This is a genomic window from Virgibacillus kekensis (assembly GCF_042654125.1).
GTDB lineage: Bacteria > Bacillota > Bacilli > Bacillales > Amphibacillaceae > Lentibacillus > Lentibacillus kekensis.
On the sequence record NZ_JBHSFU010000003.1, the window covers coordinates 83,821 to 101,742 of the forward strand.

Sequence of the window (17,922 nt, forward strand, 5' to 3'; positions counted from 1 at the left end):
GATATTTAATGAGAAAAATGGGTAATAAGGGCTCTCAATCATCGAGAAAAATCATACTATATAACAAATACTGTATGAAAAGATGCTCTGATGCTGTAAATATGATAAACTGTCATTGAATGAGTTTTTTTGTGCAGCGAGGATTCGTTATAAGTAACAACTCCTTTTTTATGTGAAAGCCTTTGCAAGTGGTTGTTAGTAAACTAAAAGGAGCGTATGATGATATGAGTATCACGCAGGATCAGCAATTAACAGATATTGTAATTGGAGATTTGATGATTTCATCTGAAAAGGTAGCCCATGTCCAATTAAACAACCCGCTCGAACACGCTTTACTTGTTCTGGTGAAGTCAGGTTATTCTGCCGTCCCGGTGCTTGATGCAACCTATAAACTGGTAGGTACAATTGGTAAAACAGTTATTCTCAATGAAATTCTGGGGTTGGAACGTTTTGAGTTTGAAAAACTCTCGGAGATGCAGGTGAAGGATATCATGAATACCGAAATTCCCACCTTATCGAAGGATGATACCTTTATGGATGGTCTCAAATCAGTTATTAATTATCCTTTTGTATGTGTCACAGACGACGAGGGTTATTTTGATGGAATATTAACAAGACGGGCAATACTTAAATATATGCGGAAGGACTATTATTTGTCCAAAAACATGTAACTGAAAATATGATTAAGGCACCCTTGCTGACTACAGTGAAGGGTGTTTTTGTTAATTCATGCTAGGAACAGGGTAATTGAACAATGTCATGTTAGCGAAATATATTTCCGTAGTGGGATGCTACATTCTTGTTTCAAGATAACAAAATTTTATAAAACAGCCTACATAAAAAGTTGGGACTATTATGGAGATAAATCAGAAAAACAGTAAGACGTTAAAACGGCCGTTAATTTTGGCCTCCATCATGCTGGGAATGTTCCTTGCAGCAATCGAAGCAACCATCGTAGCAACAGCAATGCCAAGTATCGTTGCTGATCTGGGTGGTTTTTCTTCGTACAGCTGGGTTTTTTCAGCTTATTTGCTTACAAACGCGTCTACTGTGCTGATTTTCGGCAAACTGTCCGACATATTTGGCAGAAAACCAATATTTATTTTTGGTATTTTTGTTTTTCTTCTAGGTTCAACACTGGCAGGTTTCAGCAATTCGATGACGATGTTGATTATTTGCCGGGCTGTTCAGGGAATAGGCGCTGGAGCTTTAATGCCAATAGCTACCACGATTATAGGCGATATTTATACAAAAGAAGAGCGTGCTAAAATACAAGGTTATCTATCAAGTGTATGGGGGATATCTGCTGTCAGCGGACCCTTGCTCGGCGGGTTCTTTGTTGATTTTCTCAGCTGGCAGTATGTATTCTGGATGAATATTCCACTAGGGGTGTGTGCTCTTCTAGGAATTTGGTTGTTTTTCCACGAGAATATTGAAAAAAAGGATCACTCAATTGATTATCCAGGTGTACTATGGATGCTTATAGCAGTTACAACTTTAATGTTCATCCTGGTAGAAGGGGGCATAGGAATTCCCTGGTCGTCCTTTCAAATGTATATGCTTATTGGAATATCGGCAGTGGGATTTATATTATTTGTACGCAGGGAATTGACAGCCGAGGACCCGATGATGCCATTCGGAATATGGAAGCATCGGATGATAACTGTAGCAAATCTGGCCTCCTTAACGGCAGGCATGATTCTGATAGGAGTTTCTAGTTATCTGCCTGCTTTTGTTCAAGGAGTTATGGGTCATTCGGCGACTGTTGCTGGATTTACTTTAACTACGATGTCCATAGGCTGGCCGATTGCTGCAGTTGTTGGTGGACGACTCCTGCTTATTATCGGCTATAGAGCAACATCAATGCTTGGGGGAGGTTCACTAATAATAGGAGGGATACTTTTCTTTCTTTTGTCACCTGATAAAGGGCCTGTCTGGGCAGGTGCTGGTTCCTTTTTTATAGGCGTGGGTATGGGCATGACAAACACTTCTTTTATTGTTGGAATTCAGAATGCGGTAGGCTGGAAAATGCGTGGGATTGCGACTGCCGCAAATATGTTTATGCGGACAGCCGGCAGCGCAGTCGGAGCTGCTTTTCTTGGCGGGCTCCTGAATGGGCGTATCCAGTCCTATCTCGAACGGCACGGGATAGCAGACAATATATCGGTGGACACAGCAAACAGGTTGCTGGATCATCAGGCGAGCAACGCTTTATCTAAAGGGACAAGGGAGATTTTGCAGGAAGGACTTACTTCAGGACTCCACCTCGTTTATACCGGCTTACTGCTATTAGCAATCATTATTTTTATATTGATCTGTTTTCTGCCAAAAAAAGGAGACAATTAGCGGTTTTGTTGCCGAGTGTATGTGTTGTCTGCTAAAGTAAAATAAATACGTAATATTGGAGGAACTCTTAGTGAAACAAATGGATGCAAATGAAATTATCAGCTTTATTTCAAACAGTAAAAAAAGTACACCAGTAAAGGTTTATGTGAAAGGTGAACAGTTGGATTCACTTAGTTACAGTGAGGGGATTCAATCCTTTGTCGAAAATAACAGCGGCGTACTTTTTGGACAGTGGAAGGATATTAAATCCTTTTTAGATAGCAATCAGGAAAAAATTACTGACTATGTTGTTGAGAATGATCGTCGTAATTCGGCAATTCCTCTGCTTGATTTGAAAGAAGTGAATGCACGTATTGAGCCGGGTGCTGTTATTCGTGATCAGGTGGAAATCGGGGATGGTGCCGTTATTATGATGGGCGCTATGATCAATATTGGTTCCGTCGTTGGTGAAGGTACAATGATTGATATGAATGTGGTGCTAGGCGGACGTGCGACAGTCGGTAAAAACTGTCATATTGGTGCCGGCACAGTACTCGCAGGTGTTATTGAGCCGCCATCTGCACAGCCAGTTGTGATTGAGGATGATGTTGTAATTGGAGCAAATGCGGTTATTCTGGAAGGAGTTACTGTTGGAAAAGGCGCAATAGTTGCCGCTGGTTCAATCGTTACAAAAGATGTGGCACCGAATACACTTGTTGCCGGAACCCCAGCCAAAGTCCTGAAAGAAATTGATGAAAGCACGAAATCAAAGACTGAAATTAAGCAAGAGCTTCGTAAATTGGATGACTAAAGCAGGGGTTACTATGGATATATCCAACTTGCAGACAATAAGAAGGGATTTACATCAGATACCTGAACTTGGATTTCAAGAAGTGAAAACTCAGGAATATCTTCTGAAGAAAATCCGGGAAATGCAGACTGACCATGTTGAAGTGAAAGAATGGAAAACTGGTATTCTGGTTCGGATAAAAGGCCTGAATCCGCGGAAAACAATTGGGTACCGTTGTGATATCGATGGCTTGCCAATCAGTGAGGAGACCGGATATTCGTTTAAGTCAATTCATGAGGGAAGAATGCATGCGTGCGGACATGATTTTCATATGACAATTGGGCTTGGAGCATTAAATCATTTTATTAATAACCGTGCCGAGGACCACATTGTATTTTTATTCCAACCGGCTGAAGAAGGTCCAGGCGGTGCTCTTCCAATGATTGAATCCGATGCGTTTAAAGAGTGGAAGCCTGATGTAATTACCGCACTGCATATCGCACCTGAATTGCCGGTTGGAACGGTCTCCAGCCGGGCAGGTCTCCTGTTTGCAAATACTAGCGAGCTGTTTCTCGATTTTAAAGGGAAAGGTGGGCACGCTGCCTATCCGCATCGGACACACGATATGACCGTGGCGGCCAGCAGCTTCGTAGTTGAGCTCCAAAAAATTGTATCGCGCGGCATCGACCCACTCGATAGCTCAGTAATTACGATAGGGAAGATGGAGAGTGGCTTTGTCCAGAATGCTATCGCTGAGACAGCACGGTTGGAAGGGACGATTCGGACTGCCCAGCCTAGTGCGATTGCGATGGTGAAAAAGAAGATTGAGCAGCTGATCAAAGGCTTTGAGATCGCACATGATTGCACAATTGAAGCAGATTATGGCTCCAACTATCACCAGGTTTATAACGACGCGAGGTTCGTAGAGTTATTTTCTGAGACAATGGAAGAAAATAATATAACATTCAAGGTGGCTGACGCCGCAATGACTGGTGAAGATTTTGGTTACATGCTGAAGGAAGTTCCAGGCTTCATGTACTGGCTGGGTGTGGATTCCCAATTTGGACTGCATAGTTCCAGGCTGAATCCGGATGAAAAGGCACTTGAAATCGGAGTTAAGTCGGTTATCCATACGCTTGACGCCCTTTCTCACCAAAATATTTCTTGAATACCTTTGTGACTATTGGAAAAGCTAGATACGAAAAGCTTTGTATCTAGAGGAGGTAATCCAATGGCTCGAATTGGTGTGGAAGAAAGTCTGACGGATATTAAAAATGCTCTGGCTGAAATGGGGCATGAAGTAGTTGAGCTGCATTCTGCGGAGGATGCTCCGAACTGTGACTGCTGTGTTATTACCGGTCTTGATAAAGATGTGATGGGCATGTCAACTATTAGCACAGAAGGTTCTGTAATAAACGCTGAAGGGCGTACTGCCCAGGATGTAGTGCAAATGGTTAATCAGCGACTTAATGATCAGCAATAATGTAAGATCCCCGTTCCTGTATTCAGGAGCGGGGATCTTAATGTTTACTATTAAGATTATGTTTTTAGCTTAATTGAATGGTGTTATCTTTATTAATATTAACTTGGTGAGGAAATGGAATTTCAATATTTTCTGCGTCAAATGCTTCTTTTATTCGCTTAAGCATGTCACGTTTACAACCAAACTGTTCACCGTTGACTGTTTGGCCAACTACACGAAGGACTACATCGGAACTTCCCAGACTTTGGACACCAATGGGATTAGGACCTTCTTTGAACCGTTCATCTTCCTTGAATTCACCGCATACTTTTTCTAGTACTCTGATTGCTTCATCGATATTTTCAGAATAACTGATACCGATATCGACAAGTGCCTGCATGTTGCCGCGTGAATGGTTGGCAACTCCAACCAATTGTCTGTTAGGTACGTAATTGAGGGTACCATCAAAACTTCGGATTTGAGTGGTGCGTAAACCTACTTCCTCAACAATCCCGTCATACCCTCCCGAAGTTATATAGTCGTCAACCTCGATTTGACGTTCGAGAAGGATGAAAAAGCCTGTCACAACATCACTGACAAGTCCCTGTGCACCAAACCCGATCGCCAGTCCAATAATCCCCGCTCCTGCCAAAAGCGGGCCAATTGGTATGGCCAAAATGCCGAACAGCATTACTACAAAGAGAAAAAATATCACATAAAAATACAGATTCAGAAGAACTTTCTCTAGGGTTTTTATACGTGAAGCTGATATCCGCTTCCCTGATCCGGCTCGTTTAATTGTTTTAGTTATTACTTTCTTCCCGATAGGTGCAACAACTATAAAAACAAGAATAAGCAGTCCAATCTTCAGGCAAATACCTAATATGTATCCCCAATCAATATCGATTTCCAGAAACTCCATTTAGATGCTCCTTTCATTTTTACATTTTCATCATAGCTTAGTGGTTCGAGTATATCAATCGACACAATACAGCAAATTAATGGACAAAACCATATTTGGATAGTATCGTAGTCATTGTGACTGAAAGGGTAAGATAAAAAAACTCCATAGCCCTGAAGGTTATATTACTGGACATAGATGTCCATAATGGGAACATACTATGTCAATTATGTGTACTTTTTAGAATAAGTATCTTTTTATATTGACTATAAAGTGGAGTTTTATTATAATCTTACATGGGTCAAAAAAAATTTGTCGGAGGGATTACATATGGCTGAAAGAATGGTAGGAAAACAGGCACCACGTTTCGAAATGGACGCTGTTATGCCTAATAAGGAATTCGGTAAAGTAAGTCTTGAGCAAAACATGAAAGATGATAAATGGACAGTGCTTTTCTTCTATCCAATGGACTTCACATTCGTTTGTCCAACCGAGATTACTGCAATGTCTGATCGCTATGATGAGTTTGAAGACCTTGATGCAGAAGTTATTGGTGTTTCAACTGATACAATCCATACGCACAAAGCATGGATTAATACTTCAAGAGATGACAATGGTCTAGGCGATTTGGAATACCCACTTGCAGCAGACACAAACCATACAGTTGCAAAAGATTATGGTGTGCTGATTGAAGAAGAAGGGGTAGCACTACGCGGACTGTTCATTATCAACCCTGAAGGTGAAATGCAGTATCAGACTGTATTCCATAACAACATTGGTCGCGATGTGGACGAGACTCTACGCGTACTGCAGGCGCTTCAAACTGGCGGACTTTGCCCTGCAAACTGGAAGCCTGGACAGGAAACATTATAAGATATCCTTCATATATAAAATATGATAATAGCATGGAGCTGACTCGTACAGGTTTCTTAATAAGGAAGCGTCAAGGAGTCAGCTTCTTTCGTACGATATTACAGGAGGTAGACTTTAATGAAACTTAGAGACCAGATGCCTGAACTTGAAGGCGCAACAGAATGGTATAACAGTAAAGCTATTCAAAAGGACGACCTGATTGGCAATAAACCAACGCTAATCCATTTTTGGTCTGTCAGCTGCGGCCTTTGCAAGGAAGCAATGCCAAATGTAAATGAATTCCGTGATGAGTATAAAAATGATTTAAACGTAATTGCCGTTCATATGCCTCGTTCTGAAAAGGACCTTGATCTAGATCAGATTAAGGAAGTGGCTGCAGAACATGATATTATACAGCCTATTTTTGTTGACAATAAACATGCGCTTACTGATGCTTTTGACAACAAATACGTGCCGGCTTATTATGTATTTGATTCAGAAGGAAAGCTTCGTCATTTCCAGGCTGGCGGTGGCGGTATGAAAATGCTGCGTAAGCGTGTTAACCGTGTTCTTGGTAAAAACGAAAAATAGCACGACCTTTTAAATGCTCCTGCTTATTGGCGGGAGCTATTTTTATGTCCTTATATCACTAGTGACAAGCTTTTCGCCATGCAATTAAAAAAGTTTGAAAAAGTGGGGCAAAAGGGTGGAAATTTATTTCGGAACCCGTTATATTAGATATTACGTAAACATCGGGGGAGGGATTTCATTGGACACATTTAAGAAATTAAAGCATTTTTACTGGCCATATCGGAAGTATTTTTTCCTTTCATTGTTTTCATTAATTTTTGTAACGGCCATTACAGTTGTTTATCCGATTGTTCTTCAGATAACGATCGATGAGGTTGTCAGAAACGGAAATTACTCGTGGATACCTTATATTTCAACAGCATTTATTCTGCTCATGATTGTCAAGGGGATAACAACATTCTTTCATCAGTATCTTGGTGAATTCTTTGGTATTAATTCTGTATATGTAGTCCGGGAAGAATTATATGAGAAGTTGCAGGTGCTTTCCTTTAAGTACTATGACAATGCAAAAACCGGTGACCTCATGTCACGTCTGACTTCGGACGTTGAAATGTTCCGTTTTTTCCTTTCTTTTGGATTCTCGGAATTGATCAGAATAACTTTACTGATACTGTTCAGCTTGAGTGTCATGTTCTATTATTCCGTTCCGCTTGCACTTGTTACGATGGCTGCTATGCCTTTTTTGACTATCGTTGTTTTTCAATTCGATAAGCGGGTACACCCTGCTTTTCGCGGTATTAGAAAATCATTTGGTCGTCTAAATACACGTGTACAGGAAAATATCAGCGGGATGAATACAGTGAAGTCACTGTCACGGGAAGACTTTGAGATAGGAAGGTTCTCCAACAGTAGTGATAATTACCGTCAAAATTATCTTCAAACATCTGAAATATGGGCGAAATTCATGCCTTTGATGGAATTTATCGGAAATGTCTGTGCAGTCGCTTTATTAGCATATGGTGGATATCTGGTAATGGATAATCAACTTGAGCTAGGTGCGCTGGTCGCATTCTTCAATCTTGTATGGTACATTCTTGGACCGCTAATGAATCTTGGATTTGTGGTGAATCAGTTTTCCCAGGCCAAAGCATCTGGTGAGAGACTGCTTGAGATTCTGGAAGCAAACGAAGACATAGTGGAGAAAGAAACTGCAGTTGATAAACCAATTGATGGTCATGTGACTTTTAAGGATGTCACCTTTACCTATATTGAGGACGATGACAAAGCGCTTAAAGATGTTTCTTTTGATGCGCCCCCGGGCAAGGTAATCGGGTTGATTGGACCAACCGGTGCCGGGAAAACAAGCATCACACAGCTTATAACCAGATTTTACGAACCTGACGAAGGTGAAGTGCTGGTTGATGGCCGACCGGTTGATGATTATAAACTTAAGACCCTACGGAGCAACATTGGGTTTGTGTTACAGGAACCATTCTTATTTTCAACAACTATTCGTGAAAATATTGCATATGGAGTTCCCGATGCAACTGATGAACAAATCATCGATGCAGCAAAACGTGCTCAGGCGCATGATTTCATTATGGAAATGCCTAAGGGGTATGACACCATGCTCGGGGAACGTGGTATGGGGCTTTCAGGCGGTCAGAAACAGCGTATTTCCATTGCAAGGGCCATCTGTGTAAATCCAAGCATTCTGGTACTAGACGATGCCACATCCGCTGTGGATATGGAAACTGAATTTAAAATCCAGAAGGCTCTGAAAGAAGTAATGAAAGGAAGAACAACCTTTATCATAGCTCACCGTATTTCTTCCCTGAAACATGCAGATGAAATACTCGTTCTTGAACAGGGTGAAATTGTGGAGCGGGGAACGCATGATTATTTACTAAGCAACCAAGGTCCATATCAGCGTATATATGATATCCAATATCAGGATCGCGAAACCATAATGGAAGCTGCAAAATAAAGGGGGGAGAACACCGATGGCTAACAAGAGAAAAAAAGAAAGCCGACATTTGAACAGATTTTACTATACAGTCGATCAGGCGGTAGAGAAGCCATTTAACTGGAATCAGATGTGGCGGCTTCTCATTTATTTAAAACCTTACTCGAAAACGTATTTGCCTGGTGCCATTGTCGCGATGCTGATTTCGACAGCAGTCCGGTTGATAGTCCCTATCCTGATTAGTAGGGTAGCAATCGATGTTGCGATAATGAATGAGGACTTTACCATGCTGACATACCTGGTGTTGGTAATCGGGGGCCTCTATCTGATTAGTTATGTTGGTAATGTATTTCGAATTAAATGGGTCAACATTTTGGGGCAGAATGTCATTTATGATCTGCGGCAGCACTTATTCTCACACGTGCAACGGCTATCACACCGGTTTTTCGATACTCGTTCGGCCGGATCAATCCTGGTTAGGGTTATGAATGATATTAATTCGCTGCAGGAATTGTTCACAAACGGAATTATTAATTTGTTGATGGATGTTGTCACTTTGACCGGTATGGTAGTAATTTTGTTTGCACTGAGTCCAAAGCTCGCGCTGGCAATTATGGTCATCCTGCCGATTATGTTTTATATTTCAACCAAACTTCGAAGAAAGATCAGACGTTCATGGCAGAATGTCCGCATCCAGCAGTCCCGGATGAATTCTCACCTAAACGAAAGTATTCAGGGTGTGCGAATCACTCAATCCTTTTCACAGGAGAAGGAAAATGAGGAGTTTTTCGCTGGTGTAAATAATGATAGTTTTGAAAGCTGGCGGGTAGCAACCAAGAAAAGTGCGATGTTCCGTCCATTTGTGGAAATGAGTAATGCGGTTGGTACCGTTATTCTGATTGCTTACGGAGCTCACCTTACTCTACTCGGGGAAAACGATGGTGGAATTACATTAGGTACATTTATATTGTTTGCTTTCTTTCTTGGCATGTTCTGGGAACCAATATCCCGGCTTGGACAGATGTATAACCAGCTGCTGATGGCAATGTCGGCATCTGAACGAATTTTTGAATTTTTGGATGAAAAACCCAATGTGGTGGAGAAGGAAGACAGTATTGAATTAAAAGAGATGCATGGTCATATCGAATTTGATAAAGTTCAGTTTTCCTATAACCAGGACCGGATTGCACTTCACGAGATTTCACTCGATATTAAAGCTGGTCAGACGATTGCGCTTGTCGGGCATACGGGAAGTGGTAAATCTACAATCGCTAACCTGATCAGTCGTTTCTATGATCCGACCAAAGGAAATGTAAGAATTGATGGGCACGATATCCGTGATGTAAAGCTTGATAGTTTACGTCAGAAAATAAGTGTCGTCCTGCAGGATACATTTATTTTCTCGGGAACTATTATGGAAAATATCCGTTTCGGCCGGCCGGATGCTTCAGACGAAGAAGTAATTGAAGCGGCAAAGGTTGTCGGGGCAGATGACTTTATACAGCGACTTTCCAATGAATATGAAACTGAGGTCGAGGAACGTGGGAATATCCTGTCTGCAGGTGAGCGTCAGTTACTTTCATTTGCTAGGGCATTGCTTGCTGATCCACGTATTCTTATTCTAGACGAAGCAACCGCAAGTATTGACACAGAAACCGAAATGAAAATTCAAAAGGCATTAAAGCGATTGCTGAAAGGCAGAACTGCCATTATTATCGCCCACCGATTATCAACAATTCGGGAATCTGATAATATATTCGTGCTTGAGCATGGAAGAATTCTGGAAAATGGTAGTCATGACGAACTAATGGCAATGGAGGGTGAGTACTTTGACCTTGTGAAATCACAGTTCCAGATGCTTGATGCTATATAAACTTCTAAGCAGGCATTCCCAAATAAGGGATTGCCTGCTTTTCTTATTGCCACATAATTATCATATTTATATTAAAATTTATAACATTTATTCTGTGAAAATAGGGTATATCCTTATAGTGTGTTTTATAGACAGATAGATTGTTCAATATTGAACATAAATTCAGGAGGTAAAGATACTATGTTCGAACTGGATAGTGTGATCATGAGCAGGATGCTGACTGCGATGACACTTGGATTTCATATTATTTTTGCCACAATAGGGGTTGGGGTCCCTGTGATGATATCAATTGCTGAGTTTATTGGTATTAAAAAGAAAGATCCACATTACCGGTTGCTCGCACGCAGATGGACACGCGGCTTTGTAATTACAGTAGCAATAGGGGTGGTGACCGGTACTGCTATCGGCCTCCAGCTTTCACTTTTATGGCCAAACTTCATGCAGGTTGCCGGTAACGTGATTAGCCTTCCGTTATTTCTCGAGACTTTCGCATTTTTCTTTGAAGCAATATTCTTGGGTGCATACCTGTATACTTGGGACCGGTTTAAAAACCCTTTTTATCATTGGTTTTTATCTATTCCCATAGTAATAGGTTCCAGTTTTTCAGCCGTATTTATTACAATGGTGAATGCGTTCATGAATACACCGGATGGATTCACTATGAAAGATGGGGTGATAACCTCAATTGACCCGATTGATGCGATGCTTAACCCGGCAACACCGACTAAAGTATTTCACGTGCTGAGTTCATCGTATCTAACCTCGGCTGCTATACTTGCTGCTATTACTGCCTTTATTATCCTAAAGAGAAACTCTCACAGCTATCACAGGAAGGCTTTAAAACTTACGGTAACTGCAACCTTTATTTTTGCTGTGTTGACTGCGATAGCCGGTGATTTATCGGCAAAATTTCTGGCAGAACATCAGCCGGAAAAACTGGCTGTAGCCGAATGGCATTTTGAAACAGAAGAAGGGGCGGACCTAATATTATTTGGGCAGCTTACAGAGGGAAATCAAATTGTCAATGAAATTCGCATACCAAATGCGCTAAGTTTTTTGGCACATGGTGACCTGAACAGTGAAGTGATTGGACTAGATCAATTCCCGGAAGATGAGACTGCTCCACTTTGGGTCCATTATATGTTTGATTTAATGGTTGTTCTGGGCATTTTTGCGTTGACAGTTTCCTTGTTATACCTGATCTTTACAAAGGTGAAAAAGTGGAACGAGCATAATAAATGGCTACTGATTCTTCTTGTTGCAAATGGACCTATGGCGATGCTGGCACTTGAATTCGGCTGGATATATGCTGAAGTCGGCCGTCAGCCATGGATTCTAAGAGGTTATATGAAAGTTGAAAATGCTGCCACTGCTTCGCAGCATGTTGATACGATGTTCTTTCTGTTCCTGGGACTATATATCCTACTAGGTACTTTATGTATTATTGTACTTCGAAAAATGTTCAAGAATAACCCAGTGGAACTCGAACTGGAGGAAGGAAAGCCGACATCTGGAGGTGATTACTGATGAGTTATGAGCTGATTGGAATTGCGGTATTGTGGTTCTTTTTATACGGATACTTGATAGTAGCCTCAATCGACTTTGGTGCGGGGTTCTTCGCGTATTATGCGAAAGTAACTGGAAAGAATCATATCATAAATAAATTGATTGCACGGTACCTGTCGCCTGTATGGGAAGTAACTAACGTATTTTTCGTATTCTTCTTTGTCGGGCTGGTTGGTTTCTTTCCTGACTCAGCATATTACTATGGAACTGCACTTCTGGTGCCAGGTAGTATAGCTATTATTTTACTGGCAATCCGGGGTTCATTTTATGCCTTTGAGAATTACGGCTCGAAAAAAAGTAATGGTTATATGTTTCTGTACGGTGCAACTGGTTTGCTCATCCCGGCATCCCTCTCGACCGCATTAACCATTTCAGAAGGTGGCTTCCTGGAGGTAAAAGAAGAGCAGGTCTCACTGGAGATGAGTAAATTGCTTACAAGTCCTTATTCCTGGAGTGTGGTGTTTCTTGCAATTGTCTCTGTATTGTTTATAAGTGCGTCGTTTTTGACCTTTTATGCAAACAGAGCTAATGACCAGGCTGCATTGAAATTGATGCGAAGCTATGCACTTTTCTGGAGTATCCCCACTATTATTGCGAGTCTAACCACCTTTATTGCCCTAAGCCAACATAATGAACAACACTTTGAAAATATGATGGATTTATGGTGGATGTTCGGCCTTTCGGTAGGATTCTTTATGATTGCAATGCTGCTGATTTATAAGGGTAAACAGTACGGCCTGGCATTCTGTGCTGTTATGTTTCAATTCTTCTTTGCATTTTTCGGATACGGTGTTGGCCACCTGCCATACCTACTTTATCCATATTTGACGGTTTATGAAAATGCAACACATCAAACCATGGGGACAGCATTGATTATTGCATTTATCGCAGGTTTGTTTCTGCTTATTCCGTCATTACTTCTGTTAATGAAAATGTTTCTGTTCGACGCGGATTATGTAAAAGGAAAAAGATAAGGAGCATTCGTTCCACATCAGACAGCAGTGTGGTAGACTAAGGGAAAGTATGTGCATGATGGAGGAAAAGTTATGAAGCGAGAATTTGCTGTAATAGGTCTTGGCCGTTTCGGTGGAAGTATCTGCCGCGAATTGAGTATGGAAGGAATGCAAGTCCTCGCAGTGGACATGGACGAGGACAAAGTCAATGAATTTAAGAATATCGCCTCGCATGCTGTAATTGCAGATTCGACTGATGAAGCTACCCTTAAAGAACTTGGTATAAAGAATATCGATCATGTAATTGTGGCGATAGGTGACAATATACAGGCTAGTATATTAACAACAGTAGTGTTAACTGACTTGGGCATTAAGAAAATCACAGTTAAAGCGCAAAATGATTACCACGAAAAAATTCTCAATAAAATAGGTGCCGATCAGGTAGTCCATCCTGAACGGGATATGGGTAAGCGGATTGCCCACAACATCATTTCAAATAACATACTCGATTATCTTGAACTTTCCGATGATCATAGTATTGTCGAAGTCAAAGCCGGTAAGAAAATGAAAGGAAAGACATTAATTGAACTCGACATCCGGGCAAATTACGGTTGTAACGTGGTTGCAATCAAGCGTGGGAAAGATATCAATGTTTCCCCAAGCGCGGATGATGTACTTCGTGATGATGACATTCTCATTGTTATTGGAGCAGACAAAGATATTTCCAGATTTGAAAAACATCTGGTAATGGAAGATGACGACTGAAACCTGTACATTATGTGCAGGTTTTTTCTATGCCAATATAGGAAATAGGTAAGTATCATCAGAATGAAAGGTTGGATTTGTATGTCAACTAAACGAACAGGTGAAATATTGGCAGAACAACTTATCGAATGGGATATAAATCATATTTACGGAATGCCTGGAGATTCCATTAATGAATTTGCAGATGACTTACGAAAATATCAGGAACAAATAGACTTTATCCAGATCAGACATGAGGAGGTTGGCGCACTTGCAGCAAGCTCCTATGCTAAACTTACAGGGAAAATAGGGGTCTGTATGTCGATAGCCGGACCTGGAGCAATCCATACATTAAACGGGCTGTACGATGCCAATAAGGACGGTGTCCCGGTATTAGCTATTGTAGGACAGGTCTCAAGTACGATGGTTGGTACGAATGCATTTCAAGAAGTGAATCTGGAACAGCTGTTTGAAGATGTGGCTGTTTTTAACGAGCGCGCGCAAACTGCAGAACAATTGCCTGACCTTCTAAACCTGGCAATACGATCAGCCTATACCCAAAAGGGTGTCTCTGTACTTATTGTTCCAGATGATTTGTTTGCAGAACAACAGGAGGTAGGTAAAGAAAGACTTACAGCACCAGGGTATAGCATGCCACAAATCATGCCGGATGAGGATTCCATGAGCGAAGCTGCTGAATTACTAAGGAATGCAAAAAAACCCGTTATATTGGCAGGAAGGGGAGCGAAAAGTGCCAGCAGGGAACTTATTGATTTTGCTGAAACTATTAAAGCACCAGTAGTAGTAAGTCTCCTCGGTAAAGGGATTATTCCGGATTATCATGAATTAAATATGGGCCAGCATGGTCAGATTGGAACTAAGCCGGCGTTTGAGTCCATAATGGAAACCGATTTACTGTTGCTTGTCGGAACAACTTTTCCATACAGGGAATTCCTGCCTGATAATACTCAAGCTATTCAAATTGATACCGAAGCAAATAAGATTGGAAGTTTCTATCCGGTCACAGCTGGACTTTGTGGAGACGCTAAAAAAGTACTACCTAAATTAACCTCCATGGTACCTGAAAAAACTGAAAGTGATTTCCTCAAGAAATATCAAGAGAAGATGAAGAGATGGCATACTCGTATGCAGGAAGAGAAAAAGGAAGAAGGGACACCGATTCAGGCAGCCCAGGTTATGTATGCCCTTGAAAATTCGGTTGATAAAGATGCAGTTATTTCAGCAGACGTGGGAAATGTAACGGTATGGGTAACAAGGTATTTTCCATTTACCAGCCAAGAGTTTGTGATTTCCGGCAGACTTGCTACCATGGGTTCCGGACTTCCAGGGGCATTAGCAGGGCAGATTGCCAATCCAGACAAACAGGTAGTCGCTATTTGCGGTGATGGTGGCTTTTCCATGGTAATGCATGACTTTATCACTGCGGTTAAATACAACTTACCTGTGAAAATTGTAATTTTAAACAACAGTAAAATTGGGATGATAAAATACGAACAGCAGGAGATGGGACACCTTAATTATGCAACGGATATGGGTGAAATCGACTTCGCCAAGTTTGCTGAAGCGTGCGGGGGAGATGGTTACCGTGTGGAAGAGTTTGCTGAACTCTCCAACTCCATTGAACAGGCGTTAATATCCAATAAGCCTGCAATCATTGATGTTGCTGTTGAGGATAAAGCTCCACTGCCAGGAAAAATCACCTATGACCAGGCAGTAAGCTATGGGCAATTTCTGATTAAGCAATTCTTCTCAAATCAAAAAGTTGAAATTCCAGAGTTAAAAGAGTCTATAAGGAGAATGTAAAAGCATCAAAAAAGGATGACATTCGGTGAATGTCATCCTTTTTACTTTTCCAATCAAACTTCCATAATTATTGGAAGTACCATTGGACGCCGCTTTGTCTTCTCATAAAGGAATGGGGCAATGGTATCTGTAATTTCGTTTTTAATTTCTGACCATTGCGTTGTCCGTCGTTCCATTACCTTATTTAAATGTTTGGATACAAGTTTTTGTGCTTCATTTATTAGGTCCTCAGACTCCCGCATATATACAAATCCTCGGGAGATGATATCTGGGCCTGCAGCGATTTTGAATTCTTTCATATTAATACTTACGACAACCATTACCAATCCTTCTTCAGAAAGAATACGACGGTCACGCAGTACTATATTTCCGATATCTCCAATTCCGCTGCCGTCTACATAAATTGCGCCGGAAGGTATTTTTCCAGCAATCATAGCATTGTCTTTTCCAAGCGCCAATACATCGCCATTATCCATTACAAATGATTCGGTCGGATCAATTCCGCATGATTCGGCAAGCTTTATATGTTCTTTCAACATACGGTACTCACCGTGGATTGGCATAAAGTGTTTTGGCTGGATTAAGCGTAGCATAAGTTTCTGCTCTTCTTGACTACCATGCCCGGAAGTATGGATATCATTTAATTTACCATGGATGACGTCGGCACCGGCACGATAAAGTTTATTAATTATTCGGCTGACACTTACCGTATTTCCAGGGATTGGAGAGGACGAGAAAATGACAGTGTCGCCAGGGATAATCTGAATCTGTCGGTGAGTTCCATTGGCAATTCGTGACAGGGCTGCCATCGGTTCACCCTGCGAGCCAGTACAAAGGATTGTAACTTCATTAGCCGGAAGTCGATTAATCTGGTTGGCATCAATAAATGTTTCCTTAGGAGCCTGAATATAGCCAAGTTCCTGACCGATACGAATGGAGGATTCCATACTGCGACCAAAAACAGCAATTTTACGTTTGTACCGTACTGCTGCTTCTACTACTTGCTGCAGACGGTAGATATTTGACGCGAATGTCGCAAAAATCACCCGGCCGTCCACTCTGCCAAAAATTTCGTTAATACTGTCACCTACGACCCGTTCGGACATCGTAAAACCGGGAACTTCACTGTTGGTGCTGTCTGACAGCAGACAAAGGACTCCTTCTTTGCCGATCTCAGCCATTTTTGCAATATTGGCCGGTTCTCCAACTGGTGTGAAATCAAATTTAAAGTCACCTGTGTGAACGATATTACCTGGTGGTGTTTTAACAACCACCCCATAAGAATCAGGAATACTGTGTGTGGTACGGAAAAAGGAAACAGATGTTTTACGGAATTTAATCACATCGTCTTCCTGGATAGTGTTAAGCTTTGCATTACGTAATAAACCATGTTCATCCAATTTGTTTCTGATCAGGCCGATCGCTAGTTTGCCTGCATAAATAGGCACATTTATTTCCCGCAACAGGTAAGGGATTCCGCCGATGTGGTCCTCATGCCCGTGCGTAATAAACAATCCTTTGATTTTATCCTGATTTTGCACCAGGTAGGTATAGTCAGGGATAACATAATCGATACCGAGCAATTCATCTTCCGGGAATTTGATTCCGGCATCGATCAGAATAATCTCATCCTGAAATTGAACACCATATGTGTTCTTTCCAATTTCCCCAAGTCCACCTAATGCAAATACAGCTGTCTGGTCATTTTTCACAAACTTCATTGTGCATTCTCCAGTTTAAAGTGGTCGGATTGTTTTTCATAGTTTAAATGTGCCTCATTTAATGGGTGGATAAATTCTATATTATAGTTGCGATCAAATAGCTTGTTGCGTACTTCTTTTTCTGAGTCAGCCTCAATATATAGGCTTTGTGTTCTCTCACGGACAGGAACCTCTCCACGCTGTTCCTGATAAAATACTTTATAAATCATTTCATCTCTCCTTATTACTTCCTTATGCTTTTTTGTTTGAGTGTAAATAGTTTTTTCCGCACACATATCCTGGTTATTCTTATTTATAAATTTCATCAATTAATAACCTCCGGCACACCAACCGATGTTACTTCCGGTTGTGTGCCTGAAGCTATTAAAAATCTGTAATAGGTCCACAGCAATAACTGATTGGTCACCCGTGATG

General features: G+C 41.2%; 16 protein-coding genes. 13 read left to right on the forward strand and 3 right to left on the reverse strand.

Going from position 1 to position 17,922, the window contains the following annotated elements; genetic code table 11:
* Nucleotides 1-224: 224 nt before the first annotated feature.
* The 5 genes from cbpB to ACFO3D_RS01825 all read left to right on the forward strand — a co-directional run bounded on the left by cbpB (nt 225) and on the right by ACFO3D_RS01825 (nt 4,598).
* Nucleotides 225-671 (forward strand): cyclic-di-AMP-binding protein CbpB, encoded by a 447-nt coding sequence (cbpB, locus tag ACFO3D_RS01805; protein ID WP_390292881.1) that lies wholly within the window; start codon nt 225-227, stop codon nt 669-671.
* 184 nt (nt 672-855) lie between these two features.
* On the forward strand, nt 856-2,346 hold the full coding sequence (locus ACFO3D_RS01810; protein WP_390292882.1) for an MDR family MFS transporter: 1,491 nt from the start codon (nt 856-858) through the stop codon (nt 2,344-2,346).
* 70 nt (nt 2,347-2,416) lie between these two features.
* Complete coding sequence (dapD, locus tag ACFO3D_RS01815; protein ID WP_390292883.1) at nt 2,417-3,136, forward strand: 2,3,4,5-tetrahydropyridine-2,6-dicarboxylate N-acetyltransferase; 720 nt, start codon at nt 2,417-2,419, stop codon at nt 3,134-3,136.
* A 13-nt stretch (nt 3,137-3,149) separates the two neighbouring features.
* A complete protein-coding gene (locus ACFO3D_RS01820) occupies nt 3,150-4,283 on the forward strand; it encodes an N-acetyldiaminopimelate deacetylase (RefSeq protein WP_390292884.1) in 1,134 nt (377 codons plus the stop codon).
* Nucleotides 4,284-4,346: 63 nt separating this feature from the next.
* Nucleotides 4,347-4,598, forward strand: a complete 252-nt coding sequence (locus tag ACFO3D_RS01825) for a YkuS family protein (protein ID WP_390292885.1) — start codon at nt 4,347-4,349, stop codon at nt 4,596-4,598.
* A 64-nt stretch (nt 4,599-4,662) separates the two neighbouring features.
* On the opposite strand, the gene ACFO3D_RS01830 is transcribed toward ACFO3D_RS01825, so the two are convergent.
* The gene (locus ACFO3D_RS01830; RefSeq protein WP_390292886.1) at nt 4,663-5,499 is read right to left on the reverse strand and encodes a mechanosensitive ion channel family protein; all 837 of its coding nucleotides are present in this window, start codon (nt 5,497-5,499) and stop codon (nt 4,663-4,665) included.
* Between the two features lie 309 nt (nt 5,500-5,808).
* On the opposite strand from ACFO3D_RS01830, the gene ACFO3D_RS01835 reads away from it, so the two are divergent.
* From ACFO3D_RS01835 to ACFO3D_RS01870, 8 genes are all read left to right on the forward strand, one after another.
* Entirely contained in the window at nt 5,809-6,351 is a 543-nt protein-coding gene (locus tag ACFO3D_RS01835; protein ID WP_390292887.1) for a peroxiredoxin, read from the forward strand.
* A 117-nt stretch (nt 6,352-6,468) separates the two neighbouring features.
* Nucleotides 6,469-6,921, forward strand: a complete 453-nt coding sequence (locus ACFO3D_RS01840; RefSeq protein WP_390292888.1) for a TlpA family protein disulfide reductase — start codon at nt 6,469-6,471, stop codon at nt 6,919-6,921.
* A 178-nt stretch (nt 6,922-7,099) separates the two neighbouring features.
* A complete protein-coding gene (locus ACFO3D_RS01845) occupies nt 7,100-8,848 on the forward strand; it encodes an ABC transporter ATP-binding protein (protein WP_390292889.1) in 1,749 nt (582 codons plus the stop codon).
* 16 nt (nt 8,849-8,864) lie between these two features.
* Nucleotides 8,865-10,700, forward strand: a complete 1,836-nt coding sequence (locus tag ACFO3D_RS01850; RefSeq protein ID WP_390292890.1) for an ABC transporter ATP-binding protein — start codon at nt 8,865-8,867, stop codon at nt 10,698-10,700.
* 180 nt (nt 10,701-10,880) lie between these two features.
* A complete protein-coding gene (locus tag ACFO3D_RS01855) occupies nt 10,881-12,227 on the forward strand; it encodes a cytochrome ubiquinol oxidase subunit I (RefSeq protein WP_390292891.1) in 1,347 nt (448 codons plus the stop codon).
* Nucleotides 12,227-13,240: a cytochrome d ubiquinol oxidase subunit II gene (locus ACFO3D_RS01860; RefSeq protein ID WP_390292892.1), complete on the forward strand. Its 1,014-nt coding sequence runs from the start codon at nt 12,227-12,229 to the stop codon at nt 13,238-13,240. The genes ACFO3D_RS01855 and ACFO3D_RS01860 overlap by 1 nt, the downstream gene beginning before the upstream one ends.
* Before the next feature lie 72 nt (nt 13,241-13,312).
* On the forward strand, nt 13,313-13,984 hold the full coding sequence (locus ACFO3D_RS01865) for a potassium channel family protein (protein WP_390292893.1): 672 nt from the start codon (nt 13,313-13,315) through the stop codon (nt 13,982-13,984).
* A gap of 81 nt (nt 13,985-14,065) precedes the next feature.
* Nucleotides 14,066-15,787: a pyruvate oxidase gene (locus ACFO3D_RS01870; protein WP_390292894.1), complete on the forward strand. Its 1,722-nt coding sequence runs from the start codon at nt 14,066-14,068 to the stop codon at nt 15,785-15,787.
* A 53-nt stretch (nt 15,788-15,840) separates the two neighbouring features.
* Here ACFO3D_RS01870 and rnjA read toward each other — a convergent pair whose 3' ends face one another.
* Complete coding sequence (rnjA, locus tag ACFO3D_RS01875) at nt 15,841-17,508, reverse strand: ribonuclease J1 (RefSeq protein WP_390292895.1); 1,668 nt, start codon at nt 17,506-17,508, stop codon at nt 15,841-15,843.
* Complete coding sequence (locus ACFO3D_RS01880; RefSeq protein WP_390292896.1) at nt 17,505-17,717, reverse strand: DNA-dependent RNA polymerase subunit epsilon; 213 nt, start codon at nt 17,715-17,717, stop codon at nt 17,505-17,507. Before ACFO3D_RS01880 ends, rnjA begins: the two co-directional genes overlap by 4 nt.
* Nucleotides 17,718-17,922 lie beyond the last annotated feature (205 nt).

Excerpts from the sequence above, each read along its gene's own strand:
- ACFO3D_RS01870 (WP_390292894.1), top strand. The coding sequence starts at position 14,066 with ATGTCAACTAAACGAACAGGTGAAATATTGGCAGAACAACTTATCGAA.
- ACFO3D_RS01840 (WP_390292888.1), top strand. The coding sequence starts at position 6,469 with ATGAAACTTAGAGACCAGATGCCTGAACTTGAAGGCGCAACAGAATGG.
- cbpB (WP_390292881.1), top strand. The coding sequence starts at position 225 with ATGAGTATCACGCAGGATCAGCAATTAACAGATATTGTAATTGGAGAT.
- ACFO3D_RS01880 (WP_390292896.1), bottom strand. The coding sequence starts at position 17,717 with ATGATTTATAAAGTATTTTATCAGGAACAGCGTGGAGAGGTTCCTGTC.
- ACFO3D_RS01810 (WP_390292882.1), top strand. The coding sequence starts at position 856 with ATGGAGATAAATCAGAAAAACAGTAAGACGTTAAAACGGCCGTTAATT.
- ACFO3D_RS01830 (WP_390292886.1), bottom strand. The coding sequence starts at position 5,499 with ATGGAGTTTCTGGAAATCGATATTGATTGGGGATACATATTAGGTATT.
- ACFO3D_RS01825 (WP_390292885.1), top strand. The coding sequence starts at position 4,347 with ATGGCTCGAATTGGTGTGGAAGAAAGTCTGACGGATATTAAAAATGCT.
- ACFO3D_RS01835 (WP_390292887.1), top strand. The coding sequence starts at position 5,809 with ATGGCTGAAAGAATGGTAGGAAAACAGGCACCACGTTTCGAAATGGAC.
- ACFO3D_RS01860 (WP_390292892.1), top strand. The coding sequence starts at position 12,227 with ATGAGTTATGAGCTGATTGGAATTGCGGTATTGTGGTTCTTTTTATAC.
- ACFO3D_RS01820 (WP_390292884.1), top strand. The coding sequence starts at position 3,150 with ATGGATATATCCAACTTGCAGACAATAAGAAGGGATTTACATCAGATA.
- rnjA (WP_390292895.1), bottom strand. The coding sequence starts at position 17,508 with ATGAAGTTTGTGAAAAATGACCAGACAGCTGTATTTGCATTAGGTGGA.
- ACFO3D_RS01850 (WP_390292890.1), top strand. The coding sequence starts at position 8,865 with ATGGCTAACAAGAGAAAAAAAGAAAGCCGACATTTGAACAGATTTTAC.
- ACFO3D_RS01855 (WP_390292891.1), top strand. The coding sequence starts at position 10,881 with ATGTTCGAACTGGATAGTGTGATCATGAGCAGGATGCTGACTGCGATG.
- ACFO3D_RS01865 (WP_390292893.1), top strand. The coding sequence starts at position 13,313 with ATGAAGCGAGAATTTGCTGTAATAGGTCTTGGCCGTTTCGGTGGAAGT.